27 protein-coding genes are annotated in these 26,857 nt (G+C 69.3%); 23 read left to right on the forward strand and 4 right to left on the reverse strand.

The window, feature by feature from the left end; genetic code table 11:
- Positions 1-28: 28 nt before the first annotated feature.
- From fmt to ACZ5IQ_RS14435, 5 genes are all read left to right on the forward strand, one after another.
- A complete protein-coding gene (gene fmt, locus ACZ5IQ_RS14415; RefSeq protein ID WP_212811534.1) occupies positions 29-955 on the forward strand; it encodes a methionyl-tRNA formyltransferase in 927 nt (308 codons plus the stop codon).
- Positions 952-2,409 (forward strand): RsmB/NOP family class I SAM-dependent RNA methyltransferase, encoded by a 1,458-nt coding sequence (locus ACZ5IQ_RS14420; protein ID WP_212811533.1) that lies wholly within the window; start codon positions 952-954, stop codon positions 2,407-2,409. The genes fmt and ACZ5IQ_RS14420 overlap by 4 nt, the downstream gene beginning before the upstream one ends.
- Positions 2,410-2,414: 5 nt before the next feature.
- A complete protein-coding gene (gene rpe / locus ACZ5IQ_RS14425; protein WP_212811532.1) occupies positions 2,415-3,092 on the forward strand; it encodes a ribulose-phosphate 3-epimerase in 678 nt (225 codons plus the stop codon).
- Positions 3,089-4,099 carry a bifunctional diaminohydroxyphosphoribosylaminopyrimidine deaminase/5-amino-6-(5-phosphoribosylamino)uracil reductase RibD gene (gene ribD / locus ACZ5IQ_RS14430; RefSeq protein WP_371824543.1) on the forward strand — a complete coding sequence of 337 codons (1,011 nt, stop codon included), beginning with the start codon at positions 3,089-3,091 and terminating at the stop codon, positions 4,097-4,099. Before rpe ends, ribD begins: the two co-directional genes overlap by 4 nt.
- 327 nt (positions 4,100-4,426) lie before the next feature.
- On the forward strand, positions 4,427-4,672 hold the full coding sequence (locus ACZ5IQ_RS14435) for a hypothetical protein (RefSeq protein WP_212811531.1): 246 nt from the start codon (positions 4,427-4,429) through the stop codon (positions 4,670-4,672).
- Between the two features lie 84 nt (positions 4,673-4,756).
- On the opposite strand, the gene ACZ5IQ_RS14440 is transcribed toward ACZ5IQ_RS14435, so the two are convergent.
- Both ACZ5IQ_RS14440 and ACZ5IQ_RS14445 read right to left on the reverse strand, forming a co-directional pair.
- Complete coding sequence (locus ACZ5IQ_RS14440) at positions 4,757-6,334, reverse strand: MFS transporter (RefSeq protein ID WP_212811530.1); 1,578 nt, start codon at positions 6,332-6,334, stop codon at positions 4,757-4,759.
- On the reverse strand, positions 6,334-7,050 hold the full coding sequence (locus ACZ5IQ_RS14445; RefSeq protein ID WP_212811529.1) for an LppX_LprAFG lipoprotein: 717 nt from the start codon (positions 7,048-7,050) through the stop codon (positions 6,334-6,336). Before ACZ5IQ_RS14445 ends, ACZ5IQ_RS14440 begins: the two co-directional genes overlap by 1 nt.
- An 80-nt stretch (positions 7,051-7,130) precedes the next feature.
- Here ACZ5IQ_RS14445 and ACZ5IQ_RS14450 point away from each other — a divergent pair, with 80 nt between their 5' ends.
- From ACZ5IQ_RS14450 to ACZ5IQ_RS14465, 4 genes are all read left to right on the forward strand, one after another.
- Entirely contained in the window at positions 7,131-7,739 is a 609-nt protein-coding gene (locus ACZ5IQ_RS14450) for a riboflavin synthase (RefSeq protein WP_464481389.1), read from the forward strand.
- Positions 7,740-7,857: 118 nt separating this feature from the next.
- Positions 7,858-9,117, forward strand: coding sequence for a bifunctional 3,4-dihydroxy-2-butanone-4-phosphate synthase/GTP cyclohydrolase II (locus tag ACZ5IQ_RS14455; RefSeq protein ID WP_212811527.1), 1,260 nt, complete (start codon positions 7,858-7,860; stop codon positions 9,115-9,117).
- Positions 9,114-9,587 carry a 6,7-dimethyl-8-ribityllumazine synthase gene (gene ribH / locus ACZ5IQ_RS14460; RefSeq protein ID WP_029120839.1) on the forward strand — a complete coding sequence of 158 codons (474 nt, stop codon included), beginning with the start codon at positions 9,114-9,116 and terminating at the stop codon, positions 9,585-9,587. Before ACZ5IQ_RS14455 ends, ribH begins: the two co-directional genes overlap by 4 nt.
- Entirely contained in the window at positions 9,584-10,060 is a 477-nt protein-coding gene (locus ACZ5IQ_RS14465) for a PH domain-containing protein (protein ID WP_029120840.1), read from the forward strand. Before ribH ends, ACZ5IQ_RS14465 begins: the two co-directional genes overlap by 4 nt.
- On the opposite strand, the gene ACZ5IQ_RS14470 is transcribed toward ACZ5IQ_RS14465, so the two are convergent.
- Positions 10,035-10,529: a GNAT family N-acetyltransferase gene (locus ACZ5IQ_RS14470; RefSeq protein ID WP_244872561.1), complete on the reverse strand. Its 495-nt coding sequence runs from the start codon at positions 10,527-10,529 to the stop codon at positions 10,035-10,037. The two genes, ACZ5IQ_RS14465 and ACZ5IQ_RS14470, sit on opposite strands and share 26 nt — an antisense overlap.
- Before the next feature lie 34 nt (positions 10,530-10,563).
- Between ACZ5IQ_RS14470 and ACZ5IQ_RS14475 the strand changes: the two genes are divergently transcribed.
- From ACZ5IQ_RS14475 to tpiA, 10 genes are all read left to right on the forward strand, one after another.
- Positions 10,564-11,295: a hypothetical protein gene (locus ACZ5IQ_RS14475; protein WP_212811525.1), complete on the forward strand. Its 732-nt coding sequence runs from the start codon at positions 10,564-10,566 to the stop codon at positions 11,293-11,295.
- On the forward strand, positions 11,292-12,623 hold the full coding sequence (locus ACZ5IQ_RS14480) for a MurL-like N-terminal domain-containing (RefSeq protein WP_212811524.1): 1,332 nt from the start codon (positions 11,292-11,294) through the stop codon (positions 12,621-12,623). Before ACZ5IQ_RS14475 ends, ACZ5IQ_RS14480 begins: the two co-directional genes overlap by 4 nt.
- A complete protein-coding gene (gene murD / locus ACZ5IQ_RS14485; RefSeq protein WP_406802631.1) occupies positions 12,620-13,933 on the forward strand; it encodes a UDP-N-acetylmuramoyl-L-alanine--D-glutamate ligase in 1,314 nt (437 codons plus the stop codon). The genes ACZ5IQ_RS14480 and murD overlap by 4 nt, the downstream gene beginning before the upstream one ends.
- Positions 13,934-13,942: 9 nt before the next feature.
- Positions 13,943-15,964: an excinuclease ABC subunit UvrC gene (uvrC, locus tag ACZ5IQ_RS14490; RefSeq protein ID WP_135356417.1), complete on the forward strand. Its 2,022-nt coding sequence runs from the start codon at positions 13,943-13,945 to the stop codon at positions 15,962-15,964.
- A gap of 58 nt (positions 15,965-16,022) precedes the next feature.
- Positions 16,023-16,901, forward strand: a complete 879-nt coding sequence (gene rapZ / locus ACZ5IQ_RS14495; protein ID WP_135356433.1) for an RNase adapter RapZ — start codon at positions 16,023-16,025, stop codon at positions 16,899-16,901.
- Positions 16,898-17,971: a gluconeogenesis factor YvcK family protein gene (locus ACZ5IQ_RS14500; protein ID WP_135356418.1), complete on the forward strand. Its 1,074-nt coding sequence runs from the start codon at positions 16,898-16,900 to the stop codon at positions 17,969-17,971. The genes rapZ and ACZ5IQ_RS14500 overlap by 4 nt, the downstream gene beginning before the upstream one ends.
- Positions 17,968-18,945 (forward strand): DNA-binding protein WhiA, encoded by a 978-nt coding sequence (gene whiA / locus ACZ5IQ_RS14505; RefSeq protein ID WP_029105256.1) that lies wholly within the window; start codon positions 17,968-17,970, stop codon positions 18,943-18,945. The genes ACZ5IQ_RS14500 and whiA overlap by 4 nt, the downstream gene beginning before the upstream one ends.
- 100 nt (positions 18,946-19,045) lie before the next feature.
- Positions 19,046-20,065, forward strand: coding sequence for a type I glyceraldehyde-3-phosphate dehydrogenase (gene gap / locus ACZ5IQ_RS14510; RefSeq protein WP_406803814.1), 1,020 nt, complete (start codon positions 19,046-19,048; stop codon positions 20,063-20,065).
- 23 nt (positions 20,066-20,088) lie between these two features.
- On the forward strand, positions 20,089-21,315 hold the full coding sequence (locus ACZ5IQ_RS14515) for a phosphoglycerate kinase (RefSeq protein WP_318984555.1): 1,227 nt from the start codon (positions 20,089-20,091) through the stop codon (positions 21,313-21,315).
- Positions 21,316-21,318: 3 nt separating this feature from the next.
- Entirely contained in the window at positions 21,319-22,104 is a 786-nt protein-coding gene (gene tpiA / locus ACZ5IQ_RS14520) for a triose-phosphate isomerase (RefSeq protein ID WP_213020316.1), read from the forward strand.
- Positions 22,105-22,134: 30 nt separating this feature from the next.
- Here tpiA and ACZ5IQ_RS14525 read toward each other — a convergent pair whose 3' ends face one another.
- Positions 22,135-22,452, reverse strand: coding sequence for a hypothetical protein (locus tag ACZ5IQ_RS14525; protein ID WP_406803815.1), 318 nt, complete (start codon positions 22,450-22,452; stop codon positions 22,135-22,137).
- A gap of 182 nt (positions 22,453-22,634) precedes the next feature.
- On the opposite strand from ACZ5IQ_RS14525, the gene secG reads away from it, so the two are divergent.
- From secG to ppc, 4 genes are all read left to right on the forward strand, one after another.
- A complete protein-coding gene (gene secG, locus ACZ5IQ_RS14530) occupies positions 22,635-22,871 on the forward strand; it encodes a preprotein translocase subunit SecG (RefSeq protein ID WP_029105032.1) in 237 nt (78 codons plus the stop codon).
- 179 nt (positions 22,872-23,050) lie between these two features.
- Positions 23,051-23,656 carry an MspA family porin gene (locus ACZ5IQ_RS14535; RefSeq protein ID WP_406803834.1) on the forward strand — a complete coding sequence of 202 codons (606 nt, stop codon included), beginning with the start codon at positions 23,051-23,053 and terminating at the stop codon, positions 23,654-23,656.
- Positions 23,653-23,994: a hypothetical protein gene (locus tag ACZ5IQ_RS14540; protein WP_406803816.1), complete on the forward strand. Its 342-nt coding sequence runs from the start codon at positions 23,653-23,655 to the stop codon at positions 23,992-23,994. The genes ACZ5IQ_RS14535 and ACZ5IQ_RS14540 overlap by 4 nt, the downstream gene beginning before the upstream one ends.
- A 54-nt stretch (positions 23,995-24,048) precedes the next feature.
- Positions 24,049-26,856, forward strand: coding sequence for a phosphoenolpyruvate carboxylase (gene ppc / locus ACZ5IQ_RS14545; protein WP_212811518.1), 2,808 nt, complete (start codon positions 24,049-24,051; stop codon positions 26,854-26,856).
- Position 26,857 lies beyond the last annotated feature (1 nt).

Genomic DNA, 26,857 nt, shown 5'->3' on the forward strand with positions numbered 1-26,857 from the left:
GGCCGCCGCACAAGTAGCCTGGTGGATCGTGCGTATCGTCTTCGCCGGAACCCCGGAACCCGCGCTGCCGTCGTTGCGTCGGCTCATCGCGTCGCCCCGCCACGAGGTGGTCGCGGTGCTGACCCGTCCTGACGCGGCCTCCGGTCGCCGTGGCAAGCCCGCGCCGTCCCCGGTCGCGGAACTTGCTCTGGCCGAAGGCATTCCGGTGCTGCGTCCGGCCAAGCCCAACGAGCCCGAGTTCGTCGCCGAACTCGCCGCGCTGGCCCCCGACTGCTGCGCCGTCGTCGCCTACGGTGCGCTGCTGCGCGACGAGCTGCTGGCGGTGCCCCGGCTGGGCTGGATCAACCTGCACTTCTCGGTGCTGCCGGCGTGGCGCGGCGCCGCCCCGGTCCAGGCCGCCATCGCCGCGGGCGACGAGGTGACCGGCGCCACCACGTTCCAGATCGAACGGGCCCTGGACTCCGGGCCCGTGTACGGCGTGCTGACCGAGGCGGTGCGGCCCATCGACACCGCGGGCGACCTGCTGGCCCGTCTGGCCGACGCCGGCGCCGGTCTGCTGGAGACGACGCTCGACGGTGTCGAGGACGGCGAGCTGACCGCGGTGCCGCAGCCCGCCGAGGGCGTGACTATCGCACCCAAGGTGACCGTCGAGGACGCGCGCGTGCGCTGGGACCTGCCCGCGCACGTCGTCGACCGCCGCATCCGCGCGGTCACGCCGAACCCGGGTGCCTGGACCGAGATCGGCGACCTGCGGGTGAAACTCGGGCCGGTGGTCCCGGTCGAAGCAGAACCGTTGGCGCCCGGGGTAATTCGCGTGCAGAAATCCGGCGTGCTGGTCGGCACCGGCAGCACTCCGGTGCGCCTGGGCATGGTGCAACCGCCGGGGAAGAAACTGATGAATGCGGCGGACTGGGCGCGCGGTGCCCGGCTGGACGAAGGTGTGGTGGCCCGGTGACCGAACGGAGCGGACGAGGCGGACGGCAGGGCCGGCCGAACAACCAGGGGCGTACCGGCGGCGGCCACCGGCAGCCGGCGGCCCGGGCACAGGCCCCCCGCGGCCCGCGCCGCAAGCCGCTCGATCCGGCCCGCCGCGCCGCGTTCGACGTGCTGCGCGCGGTGTCGCAGCGCGACGCCTACGCCAACCTCGCGCTGCCGGCCATCCTGCGCGAGCGCGACATCACCGGCCGCGACGCGGCCTTCGCCACCGAACTGACCTACGGCACCTGCCGCTGCGTCGGGCTGCTGGACACGGTGATCGAGAGTGCCGCCGGGCGCCCCACCGACCGGATCGACCCGGTTCTGCTGGATCTGCTGCGGCTCGGCGCCTATCAGCTGCTCCGCACCCGCGTCGACGCCCACGCCGCGGTGGACACGACCGTCGAGCAGGCCGGCATCGAATTCGATTCGGTGCGTGCGGGTTTCGTCAACGGCGTGCTGCGCGCCATCGCGAGCAAGGACGAGGCCGCCTGGGTCGCCGAGCTCGCGCCGTCGGCCGCCGCCGACCCGATCGGCCACACCGCGTTCACCCATGCGCACCCGCGCTGGGTGGCGCAGTCCTTCGCCGACGCCCTCGGCGCCGACGCGGGGGAGCTCGACGCGATGCTCACCAGCGACGACGAACGCCCCGTCGTGCACCTCGCGGCCCGTCCGGGAGAGATCAGTGCCGAGGAGCTGGCCGCGGCGATCGGCGGCGACGTCGGCCGCTTCTCGCCGTACGCGGTGTATCTGCCCGGCGGCGACCCCGGCCAGCTGGACCCGATCCGCGACGGCCTGGCGCAGGTGCAGGACGAGGGCAGCCAACTGGTGGCCCGCGCACTGACCGAGGTGCCGGTGGAGGGCAACGACAGCCGGTGGCTGGACCTGTGTTCGGGTCCCGGCGGCAAGACCGCGATGCTGGCGGCCATCGCCGCGCAGTGCGGCGCCACGGTGACCGCCGTCGAGCCGACGGAACACCGTGCCGATCTGGTGGAGCGCAACACCGCCGGCATGGGGGTCGAGGTCCTCCGGGTCGACGGCCGTGAGTCGGGCCTGGCGCCCGGATCCTTCGACCGGGTCCTGGTCGACGCCCCGTGCACCGGTCTGGGTGCGCTGCGCCGCCGGCCCGAGGCGCGGTGGCGCCGGCAGCCGTCGGACGTGCCCGGCCTCGCCCGGCTGCAGCGTGAATTGCTCGCTGCGGCAATCAAACTCACCCGCCCGGGCGGTGTGGTGCTGTACGCGACCTGTTCGCCGCACCTGGCCGAGACTGTCGGGGTGATCGCCGACGCGGTGCGCCGTCAGCCGGTCGAACAGATCGACACCCGCCCGCTGTTCGCGCCGGCGGACCGGCTGGGACCCGGACCACATGTGCAGTTATGGCCACATCGGCATGGCACCGATGCGATGTTCGCGGCCGCGCTCAAAGTAGTCTGACCGCCATGGCAGGACCACTGATCGCCCCGTCCATCCTTTCGGCCGACTTCGCCCGGCTCGCCGACGAGACCGCGGCGGTCGAGGGCGCCGACTGGCTGCACGTCGACGTCATGGACAACCATTTCGTCCCCAACCTGACGCTGGGTCTGCCGGTCGTCGAGAGCCTGCTGAAAGTCACCGACATCCCGATGGACTGCCATCTGATGATCGAGGACCCCAAGCGCTGGGCTCCGTCGTACGCCGAGGCCGGCGCCTACAACGTGACGTTCCACGCCGAGGCCACCGACGACCCGATCTCCGTCGCCCGCGACATCCGCGCGGCCGGCGCCAAGGCGGGCCTGAGCGTCAAGCCCGGCACCCCGATCGAGCCCTACCTGGAAATCCTGCGTGACTTCGACACCCTGCTGGTGATGTCGGTCGAGCCGGGCTTCGGTGGCCAGAAGTTCATCGCCGAGGTGCTGCCGAAGGTGGCGCTGGTCCGCAACCTCGTCGACTCCGGTGAGCTCACCCTGGTCGTCGAGATCGACGGCGGCATCAATGACGACACCATCGAAGCCGCCGCCGCGGCCGGCGTGGACTGCTTCGTCGCCGGCTCCGCGGTGTACAACGCGGCGGATCCGGGTGCCGCGGTGGAATCCCTGCGGCGTCAGGCCGCGGCCGCGTCACCGCATCTGGTGCTGTGACGCCGGAGGCCATCGAAGCGGCCATGCGGCTGGCCATCGGCCAGGCCGACGCGGTCAAAGGCACGACGTACCCGAACCCGCCGGTCGGCGCGGTGATCCTGGACCGTGACGGCGAAGTGGCCGGTGTCGGCGGGACCCAGCCGCCGGGGGAGGCGCACGCCGAGGTCATGGCGCTGCGGCGGGCCGGTACCCGCGCCGCGGGCGGCACCGCCGTGGTGACGCTCGAGCCGTGCAACCACCAGGGCCGCACCGGCCCGTGCGTGGACGCGCTGCTGGACGCCGGGGTGGCGGCCGTGGTGTTCGCCGTGGCCGACCCCAATCCGGTGGCCGCGGGCGGCGCCCAGCGGCTGACCGATGCCGGCGTGACGGTGACTTCGGGTGTTCTCGCCGACGAGGTCAGCGGCGGGCCGCTGCGCGAATGGCTGCACCGTCAGCGCACCGGCCGACCCCATGTGACGTGGAAGTTCGCGGCCAGCCTCGACGGGCGCAGCGCCGCCGCCGACGGCACCAGCCAGTGGATCACGGGCCCCGCCGCCCGGGCCGACGTGCACCGGCACCGCGCGGCGGCCGACGCCATCGTCGTCGGCACGGGGACGGTGCTGGCCGACGACCCGACATTGACCGCCCGGCTGTCCGACGGCACCCCGGCGCCCCGTCAGCCGCTGCGGGTGGTGGTCGGGGAACGCGAAATCTCGTCGGAGGCCAACGTCCTGAACGATGATTCCCGGACCATGGTGATCAGGACGCACGATCCGCTCGAGGTGCTGCGGGCGCTGTCGGACCGCACCGATGTGATCCTGGAAGGCGGGCCGACGCTGGCCGGGGCATTCGTCCGGGCGGGACTCGTGGACCGGATTCTGGCGTATCTGGCGCCGACGCTGCTGGGCGGACCCATCACGGCGATCGACGACGCCGGGGTGTCGACCATGTCGCAGGCCCGCCGCTGGCGTTTCGACGGCGTCGAGACCGTCGGGGCCGACGTGCGGCTCAGTCTCGTGCCGAACTGATTGCTCGGGCGCTTCCAGCGAACTTTTCGCGCCGTGCGCGGCGGTTCGGCGCAGGCGTACGGCGGGTCTGAAGGCCCGAACTGATTCCCGATTGTGGCTGAGATGTGCGATTCACCGTGACGCTCAATGTGAGTGGGCTCACCGCGGCCCATCTTTAGTTTTGCTAATCGTTACCACTTCGAGATCAACGCCGCGACATTCGCGCAGGAGGCCGCGATTTCGCATCCGTAAAATTGAGGGCAGACACCGGATCATCTGGATCCGGCTGAAATATCGCGCTCACCGATGTCGTTAGAGCGAAGGTGATCACGAGCAAAGGATAAGAGCATGACTGCACTGCAGGACTGGCTCAGCTTCCGTCCGAGTGAAGATGGCATCCGGGACATGATGTTCCGCCGGCCCCTACGGGCGGTGCTGAGTGTCGTCGAAGAGTTCGACGAAGCCGTGGACGTCGCGCTGGAACGCCTCGCGGCCCACGCGAACGGATCCCACCCGGATCCGGCGCCCGCGCCGACCCCGGCGTACATCCCGGACAACGTGGTGCTGATGCGCCCGGGCGTAGAGCGGTGCTAGTGCGCTGCCGCTGACGGCCGATACAACGCCGAGACAACGGAGCCGCAGAGTCGATCGACTCTGCGGCTCCGTTGTCGTTACGGCCTACGCCACCGGCGCGGGATCGACCTCGGGAGCGGTCTCGGGCTCCTCGGCCTGCTCGTGGCGACCGGCGATCAGCAGACCGGCCAGCGCACCCACCACACACACGATCGCGGTGATCAGGAAGATCGAGCTGTACTGCATGGTGTAGGCGGTCTTCACGTTCTTGGCGATCTGCTCCGCGGCGTCGGCAAGACTGCCGCCCTTGGCCGGCGGCAGGGCGGCCAGGTTCTGGTTGAACTTGTACAGACCCCATGCGGACAGCGCCGCCATACCGATCAGCATGCCGATCATGCGGGACACCACGACCGCCGCCGAGGCGATGCCGTGCTGCGCCGTCGGGACCACGCGCAGCGTCGCCGACGTCAGCGGTCCGATGACCAGACCCAAGCCCAGGCCGGCGATGATCAGATCGGTCGGCAGTGTCGGGAGCTTCACGATCGCGAGGTCGTGGGTGGCTTCCAGCACGTTCATGTCCCAGTGCGAGACCAGCAGATACGCGGCGGCTGCGATGAGCAGACCGACGAACGCGACGATCCGGTCGCCGATCCGGGTGGCGATCCACCCGCCGACCAGCGCGCCGACAGGCAGCGCACCCAGGAACCACGCGAGCTTGAAGATCGCATGCGCCTGGTCGATGCCGAGCACACCGCGGCTGAACAACTCGACGTTCACCAGCGTGACCATGAGCGCCGCGCCCGCGCACAGCGACGACGCCAGGCCCGCCAGGAACGGCCGGAAGTGCACGCCCACCGGATCGATCAGCTTGGTGCGGGCCATCTTCTCCCACACGAAGAACGCGACCGCGACGACCGCGGCGGCGATCAGCAACGGCGGGCCGTTTTCCGGGAGCACCTGCTTGCCGTCGGGGTTGGGGTTGTACAGGCCCCACGTCGCCAATCCCAGGGCGACGGCGAGCAGCACGCCGCCCAGGACGTCGATCTTCTCGGGCTTCTCGGTCTCGATGCGTGACGGCAGGCTGAAGTGGATCATCACGATGGCCGCGAGGGTCAGCGGCACGTTGATCCAGAAGACATCCCGCCAGTCGTGCAGCAGCCACACCACGGCGACGCCGTACAGCGGGCCGAGCACGCTGCCCAGCTCCTGCGCGGCACCGATGCCACCGAGCACGCCGGCGCGGTTGCGCGCGGCCCACAGGTCGGCCGCCAGCGCCAGCGTCACCGGCAGCAGCGCGCCGCTCGCCACACCCTGGATGGTGCGGCCGACGATCAGCTGATTGAGCGGCTCGATCAGCTCGTTCGCCGGGATGAACATGCCGGCCATCGCCGTGACGATCGAGCCGACCGCGAACAGCGCGAGGCTCGCCTGGAGCACCAGCTTGCGGCCGAACCGGTCGGACGCCCGGCCCAGCAGCGGCATCGCCGCGATGTAGCCCAGCAGGTACCACGTGACGACGGGCGTGACCTGCTGGATCTTGTTGATCGGGATGCCGATCCCGTCCGGCGGGTCCTTCATCATGTCGGTCATGATCGTCACGACGACGTAGGTGTCGAGCGCGCCGAGCAGGACCGCGAGACTGCCCGCGGCTATGGCGACGTGGCGGTTGCTACCCCCGGCCATTACTGAACGTCGGGCTTGTTGACGGTGACCGGCTTACCCCAGTCCGTCAGCGTCATCTGCAGGTTGTTGCCCGGGCTCGTCTCCAGCTGCGCCTGCGCGAGCTGGTGGTTGCCGCCCTCTTCGATCCAGGCGGTGCCCGGCAGCGCGGTGGTGACCTTCAGCTGCGGGGCGATCTTGTTGACGGCCTCGGCGCTGACGGTGCCGGTGACCTTGACGGTCTTCACGCCGTTGATGTCCTCGCGGCCCACGGCCTTGGCGTCGGTGAAGTTGTCCAGGATGTTGGCCAGGCCGGTCTCCGGGCGCAGGATCGCCGAGATGTCGTAGATGGCGTCGGCGGGGCCGAAGTCGGACAGCGGGCCACCGGACGACAGCGAGGCGTACAGGTGGTTGTCGTAGACGACGAACGGCGCGTCCTGGACGCCCATGCCGCCCACCGAGAGGTTGGCCTTGCCCTGGCCGGCGACGGCGGGGGTGAGCGTCATGTCACCGGTCAGCTTGGTGACCGTCAGCTTGGCGATCTTGCCGTTGACCGTCAGGACCAGGTGCACGCTCTGCTGGCCGCGGGTGGTGTCCGCGGACTGCTTGAGCAGCGCTGCGGCGTCGGGCAGCGGCGTCGAGGGGGCCTCGGACTTCGAACATCCGGAGACCAGGAGCACCCCGGCCATCACGGTGGAGAGTAGGGAAACAAGCATGGCGGAGCGTTTGCGCGTCTGCATGTCCTGCATCGTAATAGGTGCGCCCGACCAACAAGTTGCCTCGATCGGCCGGCCCGGCGCCAATAGCTAGGCTGAGGCCCATGTTCACCGGCATTGTCGAAGAGCTCGGCGAGATCGTCAGCAAGGACCAACTGGCCGACGCGGCGCGGTTCGTCATCCGCGGCCCCTTGGTCACCACCGATGCCGGGCATGGTGACTCGATCGCGGTGAACGGCGTCTGCCTGACGGTCGTGGACGTGCTGCCCGACGGCGCGTTCTCCGCCGACGTGATGGCCGAGACCCTGAACCGGTCGAGCCTCGCCGGCGTCGAAGTCGGCGGCCGGGTGAACCTGGAGCGCGCCGCGGCGATCAACAGCCGCCTGGGCGGGCACATCGTGCAGGGTCATGTGGACGGCACCGGCACTGTGTTGTCGCGCACACCGTCCGAGCACTGGGAGGTCGTGCGCATCGCGCTGCCGCCGCAGCTGGCCCGGTACGTGGTCGAGAAGGGCTCCATCACCGTCGACGGGGTTTCGCTGACGGTGTCCGGCCTGGGCCGAGACGAGCAGGGCGACTGGTTCGAAATCTCTCTGATTCCAACGACGTTGCAGCTGACGACGCTCGGCCGCGCCCCGGCCGGGACCACCGTGAACCTGGAAGTGGACGTCATCGCCAAATACGTCGAACGGCTGCTCGGCCCGGCGCAGTAGCGCCCGGTTCTACCGTGTCCGCTGAGCGGACCGGCGGGAGTAAGTCGGCCCGTACCAGTGGTTCATACTGGTAGGTGATCAACATGGCCCTGATGTGGCCACGGCAAGGGTGGTGGAGATGACGAGGCTTGATTCCGTCGAGCGGGCGATAGCCGATATCGCGGCGGGCAAGGCTGTCGTCGTCATTGACGACGAAGATCGCGAGAACGAAGGCGATCTGATCTTCGCCGCGGAGAAGGCGACGCCGGAACTGGTGGCCTTCATGGTCCGCTACACCTCGGGCTACCTGTGTGTGCCGCTCGACGGCGCCATCTGCGACAAGCTGGGCCTGCTGCCGATGTACGCGGTGAACCAGGACAAGCACGGCACTGCCTACACCGTCACGGTGGACGCGAAAAAGGGTGTGGGAACCGGCATTTCGGCTTCCGACCGCGCCAAGACCATGCAGCTGCTGGCCGATCCGGACGCCGTCGCGGACGACTTCACCAAACCCGGACACGTAGTCCCGTTGCGCGCCAAGGACGGTGGCGTGCTGCGCCGCCCCGGCCACACCGAGGCCGCCGTCGACCTGGCCCGGCTGGCCGGTCTGCAGCCCGCCGGCGCGATCTGCGAGATCGTCAGCCAGAAGGACGAGGGCTCCATGGCCCAGACCGACGAGCTGCGCGTCTTCGCCGACGACCACGACCTGGCGCTGATCTCCATCGCCGACCTCATCGAATGGCGCCGCAAGCACGAGAAGCACATCGAGCGCGTCGCCGAGGCCCGGATCCCGACCCGGCACGGCGAATTCCGGGCCGTCGGCTACACCAGCATGTACGAGGACGTCGAGCACGTGGCGCTGGTGCGCGGCGAGGTTTCCCCGGAGAACGGTGACGACGTGCTGGTGCGCGTGCACTCCGAGTGTCTGACCGGTGACGTGTTCGGCTCGCGGCGCTGCGACTGCGGCCCCCAGCTCGACGCCGCCATGGAGATGGTGGCCAACGAAGGCCGCGGCGTGGTGCTGTACATGCGCGGACACGAGGGCCGCGGCATCGGCCTGCTGCACAAGCTGCAGGCCTACCAGTTGCAGGACGCCGGCGCCGACACCGTCGACGCCAACCTCGAGCTGGGCCTGCCCGCCGACGCCCGCGACTACGGCATCGGCGCGCAGATCCTGGTCGACCTCGGCATCCGCTCCATGCGGCTGCTGACCAACAACCCGGCCAAGCGCGTCGGCCTGGACGGCTACGGGCTGCACATCATCGAACGCGTGCCGCTGCCCATCGGCCCCAACGCCGACAACATCCGGTACCTGATGACCAAGCGGGACCGGATGGGCCACGACCTCATCGGCCTCGACGATTTCGCCGGTGACGCAACAGACGGAGAAGGTAAATGAGTGGTGTCGGTGTGCCGGACATGCCGGCGCTCGACGCGTCCGGGATCAAGCTGGCCATCGTCGCCAGCACGTGGCACACCAAGATCTGTGACGCGCTGCTCGACGGCGCCCTCCGGGTCGCCACCGCATCGGGTATCGCCGAACCGACCGTGGTCCGCGTGCTCGGTGCCATCGAAATCCCGGTTGTGGCACAGGAATTGGCCAAGAACCACGACGCGGTGATCGCGCTGGGTGTGGTGATCCGCGGTGGCACACCGCATTTCGACTACGTGTGCGACGCCGTCACGCAGGGCCTCACGCGGGTGTCGCTCGACGAGTCGACACCGGTCGCCAACGGTGTGCTGACGGTCAACACCGAAGAGCAGGCCATCGACCGTGCGGGCCTGCCCGGCTCGGCCGAGGACAAGGGTGAGCAGGCCGCGTCGGCGGCCCTCGCCACCGCGATCACGCTGCGCGACCTGCGTCGATGACGAAGGAAACCGGCAGCTGGGACCTGGAGGTCCGGCCGCAGCGCGTGAAGTACGTCGCGTACGCGGCGGCCGCCGTCATCATCGCCGTGCACGTCACGGTGGGGGCGCTGCTCAAAATCGGTGCCACCGGGGTGATCTTCCAGACCGCCGACCAGGTGTCCATGGCGCTGCTCGGTGTCATCCTCGCCGGTGCGGTGCTGTTGCCGACACGGTCCCGGCTGCGGGTCGGCCCGGCCGGCATCGTCGTCCGTAACGTCTTGAGCGACAAGACGATTGCCTGGTCCGACATCGTCGGGGTGTCGTTCCCGCTGGGCGCCCGCTGGGCGCGGGTGGATCTGCCCGACGACGAGTACGTCCCGATCATGGCCATCCAGACCGTCGACAAGGCGCGGGCCGTCGACGCGATGGACCGGCTTCGGGAGCTGGTCGCGAAATACCGCCCGGACCTCAGCTCAGCGTCAAAGACATCGTGAGTTCGTCTGCCGGGCCCGGGCTTCGGGAACCCTCCGCCGGGTCGGCCGTGGCGACGAATCCGAAGGCGCGATAGACCCCGAGCGCGGCGGTGTTGTCGCGGTGCACCCGCAGCGTCACGGTGCGCGCTCCCAGACCGCGACCCCAGTCGATGGCCGCGGTCAACAGAGTGCGCGCCACCCCGCGGCCGCGGGCGACCGGATCGGTCCACAGCGAGTACAGGTACACCGAGCTCGGGCTGGCCCGATGTGCCGCGATCAGGCCCACCAGCTGGTCCTCCTGAGCCACGGCGAACTGCGCGTGCGCCCGCAGGCGACGGCGCCACTGCGTCCCGGTGAAGCTCATCTCGGCGCGGTACTCGGCATCGTCGGTGCCCGCGGAATCGGCCAGCGCGCGCAGCCGCAGCGCCGCGAACACCCGCCAGTCGGCTTCGGTGAGCCGGATCACCCCCACCTGGGTGCTCCCTCCCATGGGATAGAATTTGCTGATAGTGACCGATTTTCGCATGCCTTCGCCGCCCGACGCCGTGGCGATCGCACCCGATGAACTGGTCGGCCGCCTCGGTGCGTACCCGACGGTGACCGTGCCGATCTACCAGGGCCGGACCGTCGACACCCCGTCGCTGTGGCAGCACCTCGCCGAACCCGCGGACTACTTCGGGCTGACCATGCCTGCCCGCGCCGATCTGGACGCCGCGCTGGCTTCCTTCTCGACCCTGCCGGGACTGGTCGCCGCCACGGTCACGATCACCGACGGCGGCCGGTGCGCGGTGACGGGCCTGCCCTCGCAGGTCTGCACGCCGAAGCCGGTACGCATCGGATGGCGCGACAGCGGCTGGACCCCGCCGGCGGCGACGGACGAGCCGTGGCTGCGGATGGCGGCCCGGACGACCAGCCTGGGCACCGTGGACCTGCTGCTGCGCCGGCTGGCCGAACAGGGCTGCGTGGACGGCATCGCACCCGGTCCCGAGATCACGCCGGCCGTGGTCGGCGCGTTGCTCCTCGACATCGGCGCCGAACTGGTCGGCGTCGAGAATCCGGAGCCGGTCTCGTTGGTGGACCAGCTGCAGACGTGTGGCGTCGTGCGCGGTGTCGAGCGCCGTGCTTCGGTGCCCGCCGACCAGGTACTGCGCGCCTGGTGGATCTCGCCGCAGTACCGCACCCACCCGGTCGCACAACTCGGCGACCATGCCGTCCCCGTTGATCCCGCCCACCCGCCGTTCCTGGAGCAGCTGTGACCGAACCTTTTGTCCCACAGTCCTACAAGTCGTTCCGCATCGACGGCTACGACATCGAGGGCGGTGTGTTCCACGGGCGCTACACCATGTGCGGGGCCGACTCCGCCGACGATGTCAGCTTCGCCGAGACCGTCGATTTCGGCGACACCCTGGGCGGTGGCCGGCCCGACGACCGGCTGCTGCGCCTCCTGACGCTGACCTGCTCGTTGAGCTACTACAAGGCGGCAGCGCCGCCGCAGATCGAAATCGCCTTCCCGACTTACGATTTCGAACGCGAATATCTGCGGCAGGTGTTGGCAGGTGGCCTGGGTGAGTACGCGTACCGCAACAACCTCCCGGGCGCACTGAGCCCGGAGATCACCGGCGACCGTGCCGAGATCGGCGAGCCGCGGGCGGATACCTGGAATCCCGACGCGGCGCCGCTGGTGCCGGTCGGCGGCGGCAAGGACTCGGTGGTGACCATCGAAGCGCTCGCGCCGCTGCGGCCGGTGTTGTTCAACGTCAACAAGTTCGACCCGATCGACCGGTGTGTCGAGATCAGCGGGCTGCCGCACGTGCGCGTCATGCGGACCATCGACCGCACGCTCATCGACGTCAACGCCGCCGGCGCCTACAACGGGCACATCCCGGTCACCGCGATCAACAGCATCATCGGCCTCATCGTGGCCGACGCCAACGGCCTGGGGCCGGTCGTGCTGTCCAACGAACGCTCGTCCAACGTCGGCAATGTCGAATGGATGGGCCAGGACATCAACCACCAGTGGTCCAAGAGCGTCACCTACGAGACGCTGTTACGCGACACCCTCGCCGCGTACGGACTGAACCCGGACCGGTACTTCTCGCTGCTGCGTGGCCTGTCGGAGTCGCAGATCGCCGACCGGTTCGCCGCCAGCCCGCAGTATTTCCGCGCGTTCATCAGCTGCAACCGGCCGTTCGCGCTCGACGCCGGCCGCCGCGGCGCCACCTGGTGCGGGCACTGCCCGAAGTGCCAGTTCGTCTTCGTGCTGATGGCGCCGCGGCTGGGCCGCGCCGAGGTCGAGGCGATCTTCGGCCGAAACCTGTTCGAGGGCACCGACAGCCGTGCCGAGTTCGAGGACATCCTCGGGGTGGGCGCGCACAAGCCGTTCGAGTGCGTCGGTGAGTACTACGAGGCCGCCGAGTCGATGCTGACGATCCTCGACGACGAGGCCTGGGCCGGCCTGCCGCTGGTCGAGCAGTTCCGCAGTGCGCGAGCCGATCTGGAGCGCGTCGCCGCCGACCACGACGACAGCCCGGCGGTGCAGTACGTGCCCGAGCGTTACCGAGCCGCCCTGGACGCGCGGCCATGACGGCACAGCGCCCGCAACTTTCGGGTGCCACCGTCGGCATCTGGGGTTTCGGCAAGGAGGGCCAGTCGCTGGCCCGGACCGCGGCTGCCGCGGGAGCGGCGCGGATCGACGCCGTCGACGACGCCGGCCGCGGCACCCTGGACGCACCGACCGACATCGCCAACCTCAACCTGTGGCGCGGCGCCGAACACCTGACCCGCCTTGCGGACTCCGACGTCGTCTTCCTCAGCCCCGGAATACCTTGGCACCAGCCATTTTTCGCCGAGTTACGCGCCGCCGGCGCCACGCTGTCGAGTGCCGCCGACTGGTATCTGCGCCGGTACGCCGCGCAGACCGTCGGCGTCACCGGGACCAAGGGCAAGAGCACCACCGCATCGTTCCTGTCGCACCTGCTGTGCCGGCTCGACGCCGATGCCGTCGTCGCGGGCAACATCGGCACCCCGCTGTCGGACCTGGATCCGGGACCGGACGCCGTCGTGGTCGCCGAGCTGTCCAGCCAGCAGTTGGCACTGGTGACGGCGTCACCGCGGATCTCGGTGATCACCAACCTCTTCGAGGACCACCTCGACTGGCACGGCGACATCGACGCCTACCACGGCGCGAAAGCCAACATCTTCGCCCACGGCGGTGAGGTCCTGGTCACCACGCCACAGGTGCTGGCCGCCCTCGAGCGGCTGGGCATCGCGTTGCCGCCGGTGGTGCGCACCGTCGACCCGGCGGACGTGACGCGTCCCGAAGGTGACTACGTCATGGCCTACGAGCACAACGTCGTCAACGGCGCCCTGGCTGCCGCCGCGGCGGCAGAAGTGCTCGGCCGGGCTGTGACCGAGGACGAATTCCTCGGCGCGGTAACGACATTCGAGGCCCTCCCGCACCGGCTGCAGGTCGTGCGCCGCACCGGGGACGTGCGCTGGATCGACGACACCCTGGCCACCACGGGGGAGAGCGTGGTCGCGGCCCTGCGCTCCATGCGGCCCGACGACCGGGTGGCGCTCATCGTCGGCGGCATGGACCGTCAGCTCGACTACGACCAGATCGACGACTATCTGCTCTCGGGCGCACGTGACGTTCACCTCATCCAGGGACCGACCAACGGGACCGCGATCGGCCGCCGCTTCGCCGCGGCGCGGCCCGCGTCGGTGCACCCCGTGGACAGTCTGCAGGCGGCGGTGCAGGTCGCGGCCGCCGTGCCGGGGGTGACGGCCGTGCTGCTGTCGCCGGGCGCGGCGAGCTACGACCTGTACGCGAACTACGTGGCCAAGGCCGCGGCGTTCTGCGAGCTCATCGATGCTGTCAGCCGGCCGAACTAACCTGTAACGGTGCCTGATCCATCGACGTACCGGCCTGCGCCGGGGACCATCCCGTTGGAGCCGGGGGTGTACCGGTTCCGGGATCCGCACGGTCGGGTCATCTACGTCGGCAAGGCCAAGAGCCTGCGCAGTCGGCTGAACTCGTACTTCGCCGACCTGTCGGCGCTCGCGCCGCGGACCCGGCAGATGGTGACGACGGCCGGCAGTGTCGAGTGGACGGTCGTCACGACCGAAGTCGAAGCGCTGCAGCTGGAATACAACTGGATCAAGGAATTCGATCCGCGCTTCAACATCCGGTACCGCGACGACAAGTCGTACCCCGTGCTGGCGGTGACCCTCAATGAGGAGTACCCGCGGCTGTTCGTCTACCGCGGTCCGCGCCGCAAGGGCGTCCGGTACTTCGGTCCGTACTCGCACGCCTGGGCCATCCGCGAGACGCTGGATCTGCTCACCCGGGTGTTCCCGGCGCGCACCTGCTCGAACGGAGTGTTCAAGCGGCACAACCAGATCGGGCGGCCCTGCCTGTTGGGCTACATCGACAAGTGCTCGGCACCGTGCGTCGGCCGGGTGACCGCCGCCGAGCACCGCAAGATCGTCGAGGACTTCTGCGACTTCCTGGCCGGCAAGACCGACCGGCTGGCGCGGGACATGGAACAGCAGATGGCCGAGGCCGCCGAGGAATTGGAGTTCGAGCGCGCCGCGCGGCTGCGCGACAACATCTCGGCGCTCAAGCGGGCACTGGAGAAGCAGGCCGTCGTGCTCGGTGACGGCACCGACGCCGACGTGGTGGCCTTCGCCGACGACGACCTGGAAGCCGCCGTGCAGGTCTTCCACGTCCGGGGCGGCCGGGTCCGCGGTCAGCGCGGCTGGGTCATCGAGAAGTCGGGCGAGCCGGGGGAGTCCGGTGAGGACTATCTGGTGAGCCAGTTCCTCACGCAGTTCTACGGCGATCAGGCCGAGCTGCGCGGCGCCGGACCGACCGACGAGACCACCAACCCGGTACCGAAAGAGGTTCTGGTGCCGGTACTTCCGGACAACGCCGGCGAACTCGCCGACTGGTTGTCGGGCCTGCGGGGGTCGCGGGTGCAGTTGCGCGTGGCGCAACGTGGCGACAAGCGCGCCCTGGCCGACACCGTGCAGCGCAACGCGCAGGACGCGCTGGCGCAGCACAAGCTCAAGCGGGCCGGTGACTTCAACGCCAGATCGGAAGCATTGCAGAGCATTCAGGACTCGCTGGAGTTGGACGACGCGCCGCTGCGCATCGAGTGCGTCGACATCAGCCACGTGCAGGGCACCGACGTGGTGGCCTCGCTGGTGGTGTTCGAGGACGGGTTGCCGCGCAAGTCCGACTACCGGCACTACGCGATCCGGGAGGCCGCCGGCGACGGCCGGTCCGACGACGTCGCGTCCATCGCCGAGGTCACCCGCCGGCGCTTCGCGCGCCATGTCGCCGATACCCAGGTGCTGGAGAACGCCGACGTGACCGACGCCACCGAAACCCCGGTGCGGCCAAAGCGTTTCGCCTATCCGCCGAACCTGTTCGTGGTCGACGGCGGCGCGCCCCAGGTGAACGCGGCGGCCGCGGTGCTCGACGAACTGGGCGTCACCGACGTGGCGGTCATCGGGCTGGCCAAGCGTCTGGAAGAGGTGTGGGTCCCCGAGCAGCCGGACCCGCTGATCATGCCGCGCAACAGCGAGGGCCTGTATCTGTTGCAGCGGGTGCGTGACGAAGCCCACCGGTTCGCCATCACCTATCACCGCAGCAAACGGTCGAAGCGGATGACGGCGTCGGTGCTCGACGCGATCCCGGGTCTCGGTGAGCACCGGCGCAAGGCGTTGGTCACCCACTTCGGTTCGGTGGCACGGTTGAAGGAGGCCGGCGTCGACGAGCTGACGGCGGTGCCGGGCATCGGGGCGGCGACGGCGCAGGCGGTCGTGGATGCGCTGCGCTCGGATTCCCCGGGGCCCGATTCCCCGCCGGAACCGGGGGCGGCGCCGACGGTTATCGGCAATGATCGGACAGAGCAGTGAGCGCGCAGCACCAGCGGATGAGCAACGGGGGACGGACGAAGTCGTGACGGACGATCAGATGGACGGTGCTGCCGGCGAGATCGACGTGGTTCTGGTCACGGGTCTGTCCGGTGCCGGCCGCGGCACCGCCGCCAAGGTGCTCGAGGATCTCGGCTGGTACGTCGCCGACAATCTGCCCCCGGAGTTGATCACCCGGATGGTCGAGCTGGGTCTGGCCGCCGGTTCGCGCATCACCAAGCTGGCCGTGGTGATGGACGTCCGTTCGCGCGGCTTCACGGGCGACCTCGATTTCGTGCGCCGGGAATTGGCGACCCGCAGTGTGTTCCCCCGGGTGCTGTTCCTGGAGGCCTCCGATGACATCCTGGTGCGCCGCTACGAGCAGAACCGGCGCAGTCACCCGCTGCAGGGCAACCAGACGCTCGCGGAAGGCATTGCCGCCGAACGGAGATTGCTGGAGTCGGTGCGCGCCACGGCCGATCTGATCATCGACACGTCGACGCTGCCGGTGCCGGCGTTGCGCGCCAGCATCGAGCGCGCCTTCAGCGGGGAGGCTGTCGCCGGCACGAGCGTGACCGTCGAGAGTTTCGGCTATAAATATGGTCTGCCGATGGACGCCGACACCGTGATGGATGTCCGGTTCCTGCCGAATCCGCATTGGGTCGACGAGTTGCGGCCCCATACCGGGCAGCATCCGGCGGTTCGGGACTACGTGCTGGGACAAGAGGGCGCCGCCGAGTTCCTGGACACCTACCATCGGCTGCTGGGGGTTGTGATCGACGGCTATCGCAGGGAGGGGAAGCGCTACATGACCGTGGCCATCGGCTGCACCGGCGGCAAGCATCGCAGTGTCGCGATCGCCGAAGCGCTGGCGGGCCGGCTGCGTGGCGGTGACCACCTGACCGTGCGCGTGCTGCACCGGGATCTGGGGCGCGAATGACGGAAGATCGGGCTCCCGCACGCATCGTGGCGCTCGGCGGCGGGCACGGCTTGTACGCGACGCTGTCCGCGGCGCGCCGGCTGACGCCGCATGTCACCGCTGTCGTCACCGTCGCCGATGACGGCGGTTCCTCGGGCCGGCTGCGCTCCGAACTGGACATCGTGCCCCCGGGTGATCTGCGAATGGCGTTGGCGGCCTTGGCATCCGACAGTCCACACGGGCAGTTGTGGGCCACCATCATCCAGCACCGGTTCAACGGCAGCGGCGCGCTGGCCGGTCATCCGATCGGCAATCTCCTGCTCGCCGGCCTCAATGAGGTCCTGGCCGACCCGGTCGCCGCGCTCGACGAGCTGGGCCGGATCCTCGGGGTCAAGGGCCGCGTGCTGCCGATGTGTCCCATCGCATTGCAGATCGAGGCCGACGTGTCGGGGCTCGAGGCCGATCCGCGGATGAGCCGCGTGATCCGCGGTCAGGTCGCGGTCGCCACCACACCGGGCAAGGTGCGCAGGGTCCGGCTGCTGCCGGGCGATCCGCCGGCGACCCGGCAGGCCGTCGACGCCATCATGTCGGCAGACCTCGTGGTGCTCGGTCCGGGTTCCTGGTTCAGCAGTGTCATCCCGCATGTGCTGGTGCCCCAGCTGCTGGCCGCGCTGCAGGCGACCGAGGCACGCCGGGCCCTGGTGCTCAACCTCGCCGCCGAGCCGGGGGAGACCGCCGGGTTCTCCGCGGAGCGTCATGTACACGTGCTCTCGCAGCACGCCCCGGGCCTGACGGTCCACGACATCATCGTCGACGCCGCGAGCGTCCCCAGCGAACGGGAACGCGACCAACTGCGCCGGGCGGCGTCGTTTCTCGAGGCTCAGGTCGAGTTTGCTGACGTATCCCGACCTGGTACACCTTTACATGACCCGGCACGGCTTGCGGCTGCGCTGGAGCGGGTGCGTCGTGGTGGCAGCGCACCGGCCCGGCCCGCATACGAGCCATCTACTCCCGCCGCTCGGTCGGCCGACGGATTACTCCGTCAGCAGCCGGCCCCTGAAGGACCAAGAGGTGACGATTCGTGGCGATGACTTCGGAAGTGAAGGACGAGCTGAGCCGGCTGGTCGTCAACTCGGTGACCGCACGCCGGGCCGAGGTGGCGTCGCTGCTGCGGTTCGCCGGCGGCCTGCACATCGTGGCCGGACGCGTCGTCGTCGAGGCCGAGGTCGACCTGGGCAGCATCGCCCGGCGGCTGCGCAAGGACATCTACGACCTGTACGGCTACAACGCCGTCGTACACGTGCTGTCGGCCAGCGGCATCCGCAAGAGCACCCGGTATGTGGTGCGCGTCGCGCAGGACGGTGAGGCGCTGGCGCGTCAGACCGGGCTGCTCGATCTGCGTGGCCGGCCCGTGCGTGGCCTGCCCGCCCAGGTGGTCGGTGGCAGCGTCGGCGACGCCGAGGCGGCGTGGCGAGGTGCGTTCCTGGCGCACGGTTCGCTGACCGAGCCCGGGCGGTCGTCGGCGCTCGAAGTCAGTTGCCCCGGACCGGAGGCGGCACTGGCGCTCGTCGGTGCGGCCCGCCGGCTCGGGGTCAGTGCCAAGGCCCGCGAGGTCCGCGGCAGCGACCGCGTGGTGGTGCGCGACGGCGAGGCCATCGGCGCGTTGCTGACCCGCATGGGCGCCCAGGACACCCGGCTCAATTGGGAAGAGCGGCGCATGCGCCGCGAGGTGCGTGCCACCGCCAACCGGCTGGCCAACTTCGACGACGCGAACCTGCGCCGGTCCGCACGGGCGGCCGTCGCGGCCGCGGCGCGGGTCGAACGGGCGCTCGACATCCTCGGCGACACGGTGCCCGACCACCTGTCGGCCGCGGGCCGGTTGCGCGTCGAACACCGGCAGGCCTCGCTCGAGGAACTGGGCCGGTTGGCCGACCCGCCGATGACGAAAGATGCTGTGGCAGGCCGGATTCGGCGCCTGCTGTCGATGGCCGACCGCAAGGCCAAGCTGGAGGGCATTCCGGACACCGAGTCGGCCGTCACCCCGGACCTGCTCGACGACGCCTAGCGCGAGTCTCCGGTACCGCACGTGAGGTCCCTCACCGCACTAGGCTGGCTGAGGATTCACCGCATGACCTGTCCAGGAATACCGGCGAGGGAGCACAGCAGTGACTATTCGGATCGGCGTCAATGGTTTCGGGCGTATCGGGCGTAACTTCTTCCGGGCCCTGGATGCGCAAAAAGCGGGGGGGAAGAACGCCGATCTGGAGATCGTCGCGGTCAATGACCTGACCTCGACGGATGCGTTGGCGCATCTGTTGAAGTTCGATTCGATCCTGGGCCGGCTGCCGTACGACGTCCGCGCTGATGGCGACACGCTGATCGTGGGTGAGACCAAGATCAAGGCCCTGGCGGTCAAGGAAGGCCCGGCGGCGCTGCCGTGGGGCGATCTGGGCGTGGACATCGTGGTCGAGTCCACCGGTATCTTCACCGACGCCGCCAAGGCCCGCGGCCACCTGGAAGCGGGTGCCAAGAAGGTGATCATCTCCGCGCCGGCGACCGGTGAGGACATCACCATCGTGATGGGCGTCAACGACGACAAGTACGACGGCAGCCAGGACATCATCTCCAATGCCTCGTGCACCACGAACTGTCTGGGCCCGATCGCCAAGGTCCTCAACGACGAGTTCGGGATCGAGCGCGGCCTGATGACCACGATCCACGCCTACACCCAGGATCAGAACCTGCAGGACGGGCCGCACAAGGATCTGCGCCGGGCCCGGGCGGCGGCGATCAACATCGTGCCGACCTCCACCGGCGCGGCCAAGGCCATCGGCCTGGTGCTGCCCGAACTCAAGGGCAAGTTGGACGGGTACGCGCTGCGGGTGCCGGTGCCCACCGGGTCGGTGACCGATCTGACCGCCGAGCTGGGCAAGTCGGCGTCGGCGGCGGAGATCAACGCCGCGATGCAGGCCGCGGCTGAGGGGCCGCTCAAGGGGATTTTGAAGTACTACGACGCGCCGATCGTGTCGTCCGATATCGTCACCGACCCGCACAGTTCGCTGTTCGATGCGGGACTGACCAAGGTCATCGACAACCAAGCCAAGGTCGTGTCCTGGTATGACAACGAATGGGGCTACTCCAACCGCATCGCTGATTTGGCTGCGCTGGTCGGCAAGTCGCTGTAGACGCACGTGAGAGAAAGACAGGTATGAGCATCAAGACCCTCGATGAGCTGTTGGCCGAAGGCGTAGAGGGGCGGGGCGTCCTGGTCCGCTCCGACCTGAACGTCCCGCTCGACGAGAACGGCAACATCACCGATCCCGGCCGGATCATCGCCTCGGTCCCGACGCTGGCCGCGCTGGCCGACGCCGGTGCGAAGGTCGTCATCACCGCGCACCTGGGCCGGCCCAAGGGCGGACCGGACCCCAAGTTCTCGCTCGCGCCGGTGGCCGCCGCGCTCGGAGAGAAGCTGGGCCGGCACGTGCAGCTCGCCGGTGACGTCGTCGGCACCGACGCGCTGGCGCGTGCCGAGGGTCTGACCGACGGCGACGTGCTGCTGCTGGAGAACATCCGCTTCGACCCGCGCGAGACCAGCAAGGACGACGCCGAGCGCGCGGCCCTGGCCCGCGAGCTGGCGGCTCTGGTCGAGGGTCCCGACGGCTCGCCCGGCGCGTTCGTCTCCGACGGCTTCGGTGTGGTGCACCGTAAGCAGGCCTCGGTGTACGACGTCGCGAACATCCTGCCGCACTACGCCGGCACGCTGGTCGACGCCGAGGTCAAGGTGCTCGAGCAGCTGACCAGCTCGACCGAGCGGCCCTACGCCGTCGTGCTCGGCGGCTCGAAGGTGTCCGACAAGCTCGCCGTCATCGAGAACCTCGCCACCAAAGCCGACAGCCTCATCATCGGCGGCGGCATGTGCTTCACCTTCCTTGCCGCGCAAGGCCTTTCGGTCGGTACCTCGCTGCTGCAGGAGGAGATGATCGACACCTGTAAGCGGCTGCTGGACACCTACGCCGACGTCATCCACCTTCCCGTCGACATCGTGGTGGCCGACAAGTTCGCCGCCGACGCCGCGCCGGAGACCGTGGCCTCCGACCGCATCCCGGACGGCAAGATGGGCCTGGACATCGGCCCCGAGTCGGTCAAGCGCTTCACCGCGCTGTTGTCCAACGCCAAGACCGTGTTCTGGAACGGGCCGATGGGCGTTTTCGAGTTCCCGGCCTTCGCCGACGGCACCAGGGGCGTCGCCGAGGCCATCATCACCGCCACGTCCAAGGGCGCGTTCAGCGTCGTCGGTGGCGGCGACTCGGCTGCCGCGGTGCGCCAGCTCGAACTCGCCGAGGACGGCTTCTCCCACATCTCGACCGGCGGCGGTGCGTCGCTGGAGTACCTCGAGGGCAAGACCCTCCCGGGCATCGAAGTGCTGGGGTCGTAAACCATGGCGCGTAAGCCGCTCATCGCCGGCAACTGGAAGATGAACCTCAACCACTTCGAGGCCATCGCCCTGGTGCAGAAGATCGCATTCGCCTTGCCGGACAAGTACTTCGCCAAGGTCGACGTCACCGTCCTGCCGCCGTTCACGGACCTGCGCAGCGTGCAGACCCTGGTCGACGGCGACAAGCTGCTGCTCACCTACGGCGCCCAGGACGTGTCCCAGCACGACTCCGGCGCCTACACCGGTGAGATCAGCGGCGCGTTCCTGGCCAAGCTGGGCTGCACGTTCGTCGTCGTCGGGCATTCCGAGCGCCGGACCTACCACCACGAGGACGATGCCCTGGTCGCCGCCAAGGCCAAGGCCGCGCTCAAGCACGGCCTGACGCCGATCGTGTGCATCGGCGAGGGACTCGACATCCGCGAGGCCGGCAACCACGTCGAGCACTGCACCGGCCAGCTGACGGGCTCGCTGGCGGGGCTGTCCGCGGACGAGATCAGCCGCGTCGTCATCGCCTACGAGCCCGTCTGGGCCATCGGCACCGGCCGCGTGGCCAGTGCCGGCGACGCGCAGGAGGTGTGCGCCGCGATCCGCTCGACCCTGGGCGAGCTGGCGTCACCCGAGATCGCCGCGACCGTGCGCGTGCTCTACGGCGGCTCGGTCAATGCCAAGAACGTCGGCGAGCTCGTGGCGAAGCCCGACATCGACGGTGCGCTGGTCGGCGGCGCATCACTCGACGGTGAGCAGTTCGCGACGCTGTCGGCGATCGCCGCCGGCGGGCCACTGCCGTGAAACGGCGAATTAGACCCCTGCCCTGACGGGCTAGTTCGCGGGCTCCAACACCATCGTGGGCAGGTTGCCCCTGTTGATCCCTCCGGGCAGTGGTCTGCTCGTGGTGGTCAACGGGGCGTCCGCCGCCTTGGCCGGTGGCGCGTGGCACCCGGTCTCCGGATCCATGCCGGGGATGCCGCCGGACTCGATGCAGCACAGATCGGCATTCCGGACGGTCTTCTTCATGCAGTTGTCGTACGCCTCGACATCCCAGGTGTCGTCGCTGGGAGCGGCGAGCGATATTGCCGGTGTCGTCAGCGCGGATGCGGCAGACAGCAAAGCGGCAGAAGCGATCTTGAGCGCTTTCACGGTGGCCTCCAATCAGGCCCGATGAGCAGTGGTTGACCAGTCCATGGTGCGCCGATGCCGGGCGTTGTGGACGGGAACTGCGAACTTCCTGAGCGAATCTGGCAAACCGGCGGTGGCACGGGCTGCGACGCGACGGCGGACCGTGGCCGGACCACGGCACTCCACCCGGTAAGCTGTGGCTCATGATTTTGGCCCTGCAGATCACTTTGATCATCACCAGCGTGTTGGTTGTGTTGCTGGTGCTGCTCCACCGGGCCAAGGGTGGCGGTCTGTCGACGCTGTTCGGTGGCGGTGTGCAGTCCAGCCTGTCCGGCTCCACGGTGGTCGAGAAGAACCTCGACCGGCTGACCTACTTCATCACCGGCATCTGGTTGGTGTCGATCATCGGCATCGCGCTGCAGATCAAGTACGGCGCCTGACCTCAGACTTCCGAACCGGCCACGCCCCTCGGGCGTGGCCGGTTCTGTTTGCCCAGCTACTGACAGGAATCGTCCAGCTGGTGCTGTGCCGGCGCTTATCCCGATGACAGGGCGCGCATAGCGCCGGCCCTTAATCTCGCCTCGTGGTGCATGTTCTTCGTATCGGCTCCGGCGCGCTGGTGTTGCTCTGCGTGGCCGGTGGTGCGGCTCCTGGTGTGGCCGGCGCCGATCCGCTCCCGGTGGCCGACGTCCGCCAGGCCGTCAACACCGAAGACGGTTGGCGCCTGGGGGTTTCGCTCACCCAGATGACCGTCAACTCGGTGCCCAACATGGCCGCGACGGCTTTCACGCGAGAAGGTTTCGTCACCGGCCGGGCCGAGGCCACCATCGATGGCAGCGGCTCGTCGGCGGTCAACAACGGGACGTTGGTCGTGGGTCTGCAGCTCGGCTGCCAGGTGGATCTCAGCGAGGGTGCCAGCGTCGGCGGCGACGCCGACATCGGCATCAACCCCGGCTTCAGCGGAAACGTACTGAATGCCATCGGCCCCTATGCGGATCTGGAAGGCAACGTCTCGGTGAACCTGCTGCCGGGCACGATCACCAATGTGGTGCTGGGCAAGAAATCGCTCAAGGGCCGCTCCGGCGGCATCACCGTGCACGACGCCCACGTCAAGGTCGACGCCTGCGGCGGGGCGGTGGCGATCCGGTTCTTCTCCACGGTGACCATCGATACCGACAAGAACGACGACAGTGTGAACGCCTACGGGGACATCCTGCAGCTATGAGCGTCGTACGAATGGTCGGCGTCGCGGCATCGGCCTGGTTCTTGGTTCTGGCACCGGTCGCTCGGGCCGACTGCACCGGCGCGGGAGACTTCGGCGCCGGATCGGGCTGCGCGCCACCGGGTGGCGGCAGCTCGTCGGCGAAGGCCTGGCCGCCGACATCGGTGGACTGGCCACCGAACGTGGATGCAGACAACTCAGGCGGGGACGGCGACGGCGGCGATTCGCACCCAATTGTGTTGCCCGACGGGCAGAAACCATCGGCCACGACGCCGCGTACGAGCGCCCCGGCCACGCCCACCACGTCGTCGACGCCGATCGTCCCCGTCGGTGCCCCGTGACCGGGTCGGTCGCCGTGCTCTGCGCCAACCGCGTGTGGCGTCGATACTGAAGTGATGGCCGAGGTTCCCAACGCTCCCGACACCACACTGCTGCCGATCGGATCGGTTCAGCGCACCGAACTGGGCCGCGAGGCCACCGAACCGATGCGCGAAGACATCCGCCTGCTCGGCGCCATTCTCGGTGACACGGTGCGCGAGCAGAACGGTGAAGCCGTCTTCGATCTGGTGGAACGGGCGCGCGTCGAATCGTTCCGGGTGCGTCGTTCCGAGATCGACAGGGCGGAGCTCGCAGCGCTGTTCTCCGGCATCGACGTTCATCAGGCGATCCCGGTTATCCGGGCATTCACCCATTTCGCGCTGCTGGCCAACGTCGCCGAGGACATCCACCGGGAACGGCGGCGTGCTCTGCACGTGGCAGCCGGCGAGCCGCCGCAGGACAGCAGCCTGGCCGCGACGTACCGCAAGCTGGACGAGGCCGGGGGACTGGACGCGGCGGAGGTCGCCGATGCGCTGCGCGGTGCGCTGGTCTCGCCGGTGATCACCGCCCACCCCACCGAAACCCGCCGGCGCACCATCTTCGACACCCAGAACCGGATCACCGACCTGATGCGGCTGCGGTTGCACGGGCACAGCGTGACGCGTGACGACCGCGACATCGAGACCGAGCTGCGCCGCCACATCCTCACGCTGTGGCAGACCGCGCTGATCCGCTTGTCGCGGTTGAAGATTCAAGACGAGATCGCCACGGGGCTGCGTTACTACCCGGCCGCGTTCTTCGATGTCATCCCACGCGTCAACGCGGAGGTGCGCGGCGCCCTGCAGGCCCGCTGGCCGGGTGAGCCGCTGCTGGAGACACCGATCCTGCGGCCCGGTTCGTGGATCGGCGGTGACCGCGACGGCAACCCCAACGTCACCGCAGACGTGGTGAGGCTGGCCACCGGCAGTGCGGCCTTCACCGCGTTCGACCGCTACTTCGCCGAACTCCTTGCGCTGGAACACGAATTGTCGATGTCGGCGCGGCTGGTCCGGGTCACCGATGCGCTGCAGGCGCTGGCCGACCAGCATCCCGAACCGGCCCACGCCGACGAACCGTACCGCCAGGCGCTGCACGTGCTCCGCGGGCGCCTGACGGCCACGGCCGCCGAAATCCTCGACCGGCAGCCCGAGCACGAGCTGGACCTCGGCCTGCCGCCGTACACCACGCCGGCCGAGCTGCTGGCCGATCTCGACGTCATCGACGCGTCGTTGCGCGCCGGCGGCACCAGCGTGCTGGCCGACGACCGGCTGGCCCGGTTGCGAGAGTCCGTGCGCGTCTTCGGTTTCCACCTCTGTGGCCTGGACCTGCGGCAGAACTCCGAAGTGCACGAGCAGGTGGTGGCCGAGCTGCTGGCCTGGGCCGGTGTGCACCCCGACTACGCGTCGCTGCCGGAAGATGAGCGGGTCGCCGTCCTGGTGGCGGAGCTGTCCACGCGCCGGCCGTTGGTGGGCCGCGACGCCCAACTGTCCGAACTGGCGCGCAAAGAACTGGACATCGTCGCGGCGGCGGCCCGGGCCGTCGAGGTCTTCGGGCCCGAGGCCGTCCCCAACTACATCATCTCGATGTGTCAATCGGTATCCGATCTCCTCGAGGCCGGGGTACTGCTCAAAGAGGCCGGCCTGCTCGATGCGGCGGGGCCCGAGCCGTACAGCCCGGTCGGCATCGTGCCCCTGTTCGAGACCATCGACGACCTGCAACGCGGGTCTTCCATTCTGGAAGCGGCCCTTGCCATTCCGCTGTACCGGTCGATCGTCACCGCCCGGGGCGACCATCAGGAGGTCATGCTCGGCTACTCCGACTCCAACAAGGACGGCGGTTACCTGGCGGCCAACTGGGCGCTGTACCGCGCCGAGCTCGATCTCGTGGAATCGGCCCGCAAGACCGGAATCCGGCTACGCCTGTTCCATGGCCGCGGCGGCACCGTCGGCCGCGGTGGCGGCCCGAGCTACGACGCGATCCTCGCCCAGCCGCCCGGCGCGGTCCGGGGCTCGCTGCGCATCACCGAGCAGGGTGAGGTGATCGCCGCCAAGTACGCCGAACCGCATGCCGCACATCGCAATCTGGAGACCCTGCTCGCGGCGACGCTGGAGTCGACGCTGCTCGACGTCGAAGGGCTCGGCGACGCCGCGGCACCCGCCTACGACGTGCTCGACGATCTCGCTGCCCGCGCGCAACGGGCCTACAGCGAATTGGTGCACGAGACACCGGGATTCGTCGAGTACTTCAAGGCCTCGACTCCCGTCAGCGAGATCGGTGCGCTCAACATCGGAAGCCGCCCGACGTCCCGCAAGCCGACCACCTCGATCGCCGATCTGCGGGCCATCCCGTGGGTGCTGGCCTGGAGCCAGTCGCGCGTCATGCTGCCCGGCTGGTACGGCACGGGGACCGCGTTCGAGGAGTTCGTCGACAACACCGACGGCGGCCTCGAGGTGCTGCAGGACCTGTACGCGAAGTGGCCGTTCTTCCGGACCGTGCTGTCCAACATGGCGCAGGTGCTCGCCAAGTCGGATCTCGGTCTGGCGGCGCGGTATTCGGAGCTCGTGGACGACGAGGCCCTGCGCCACCGGGTGTTCGACAAGATCGCCGCCGAACATGAGCGCACCATCCGGATGCACGCCCTGATCACCGGCCACGACGACCTGCTCGCGGACAACCCGGCCCTCGCCCGGTCGGTGTTCAACCGGTTCCCGTACCTGGAGCCGCTCAACCACCTCCAGGTCGAGCTGCTGCGCCGCTACCGCTCGGGCGACGACGCCGAACTCGTGCAGCGCGGCATCCTCCTGACCATGAGCGGGTTGGCCACCGCGCTGCGCAACAGCGGGTAGC

The sequence above is a fragment of the Mycobacterium toneyamaense genome, from assembly GCF_055384815.1.

Excerpts from the sequence above, each read along its gene's own strand:
- rpe (WP_212811532.1), top strand. The coding sequence starts at position 2,415 with ATGGCAGGACCACTGATCGCCCCGTCCATCCTTTCGGCCGACTTCGCC.
- ACZ5IQ_RS14435 (WP_212811531.1), top strand. The coding sequence starts at position 4,427 with ATGACTGCACTGCAGGACTGGCTCAGCTTCCGTCCGAGTGAAGATGGC.
- ACZ5IQ_RS14440 (WP_212811530.1), bottom strand. The coding sequence starts at position 6,334 with ATGGCCGGGGGTAGCAACCGCCACGTCGCCATAGCCGCGGGCAGTCTC.
- ACZ5IQ_RS14445 (WP_212811529.1), bottom strand. The coding sequence starts at position 7,050 with ATGCAGACGCGCAAACGCTCCGCCATGCTTGTTTCCCTACTCTCCACC.
- ACZ5IQ_RS14450 (WP_464481389.1), top strand. The coding sequence starts at position 7,131 with ATGTTCACCGGCATTGTCGAAGAGCTCGGCGAGATCGTCAGCAAGGAC.
- ACZ5IQ_RS14455 (WP_212811527.1), top strand. The coding sequence starts at position 7,858 with ATGACGAGGCTTGATTCCGTCGAGCGGGCGATAGCCGATATCGCGGCG.
- ribH (WP_029120839.1), top strand. The coding sequence starts at position 9,114 with ATGAGTGGTGTCGGTGTGCCGGACATGCCGGCGCTCGACGCGTCCGGG.
- ACZ5IQ_RS14465 (WP_029120840.1), top strand. The coding sequence starts at position 9,584 with ATGACGAAGGAAACCGGCAGCTGGGACCTGGAGGTCCGGCCGCAGCGC.
- ACZ5IQ_RS14470 (WP_244872561.1), bottom strand. The coding sequence starts at position 10,529 with ATGGGAGGGAGCACCCAGGTGGGGGTGATCCGGCTCACCGAAGCCGAC.
- ACZ5IQ_RS14475 (WP_212811525.1), top strand. The coding sequence starts at position 10,564 with ATGCCTTCGCCGCCCGACGCCGTGGCGATCGCACCCGATGAACTGGTC.
- murD (WP_406802631.1), top strand. The coding sequence starts at position 12,620 with ATGACGGCACAGCGCCCGCAACTTTCGGGTGCCACCGTCGGCATCTGG.
- rapZ (WP_135356433.1), top strand. The coding sequence starts at position 16,023 with ATGGACGGTGCTGCCGGCGAGATCGACGTGGTTCTGGTCACGGGTCTG.
- ACZ5IQ_RS14500 (WP_135356418.1), top strand. The coding sequence starts at position 16,898 with ATGACGGAAGATCGGGCTCCCGCACGCATCGTGGCGCTCGGCGGCGGG.
- whiA (WP_029105256.1), top strand. The coding sequence starts at position 17,968 with ATGACTTCGGAAGTGAAGGACGAGCTGAGCCGGCTGGTCGTCAACTCG.
- ACZ5IQ_RS14515 (WP_318984555.1), top strand. The coding sequence starts at position 20,089 with ATGAGCATCAAGACCCTCGATGAGCTGTTGGCCGAAGGCGTAGAGGGG.
- tpiA (WP_213020316.1), top strand. The coding sequence starts at position 21,319 with ATGGCGCGTAAGCCGCTCATCGCCGGCAACTGGAAGATGAACCTCAAC.
- secG (WP_029105032.1), top strand. The coding sequence starts at position 22,635 with ATGATTTTGGCCCTGCAGATCACTTTGATCATCACCAGCGTGTTGGTT.
- ACZ5IQ_RS14540 (WP_406803816.1), top strand. The coding sequence starts at position 23,653 with ATGAGCGTCGTACGAATGGTCGGCGTCGCGGCATCGGCCTGGTTCTTG.
- ppc (WP_212811518.1), top strand. The coding sequence starts at position 24,049 with ATGGCCGAGGTTCCCAACGCTCCCGACACCACACTGCTGCCGATCGGA.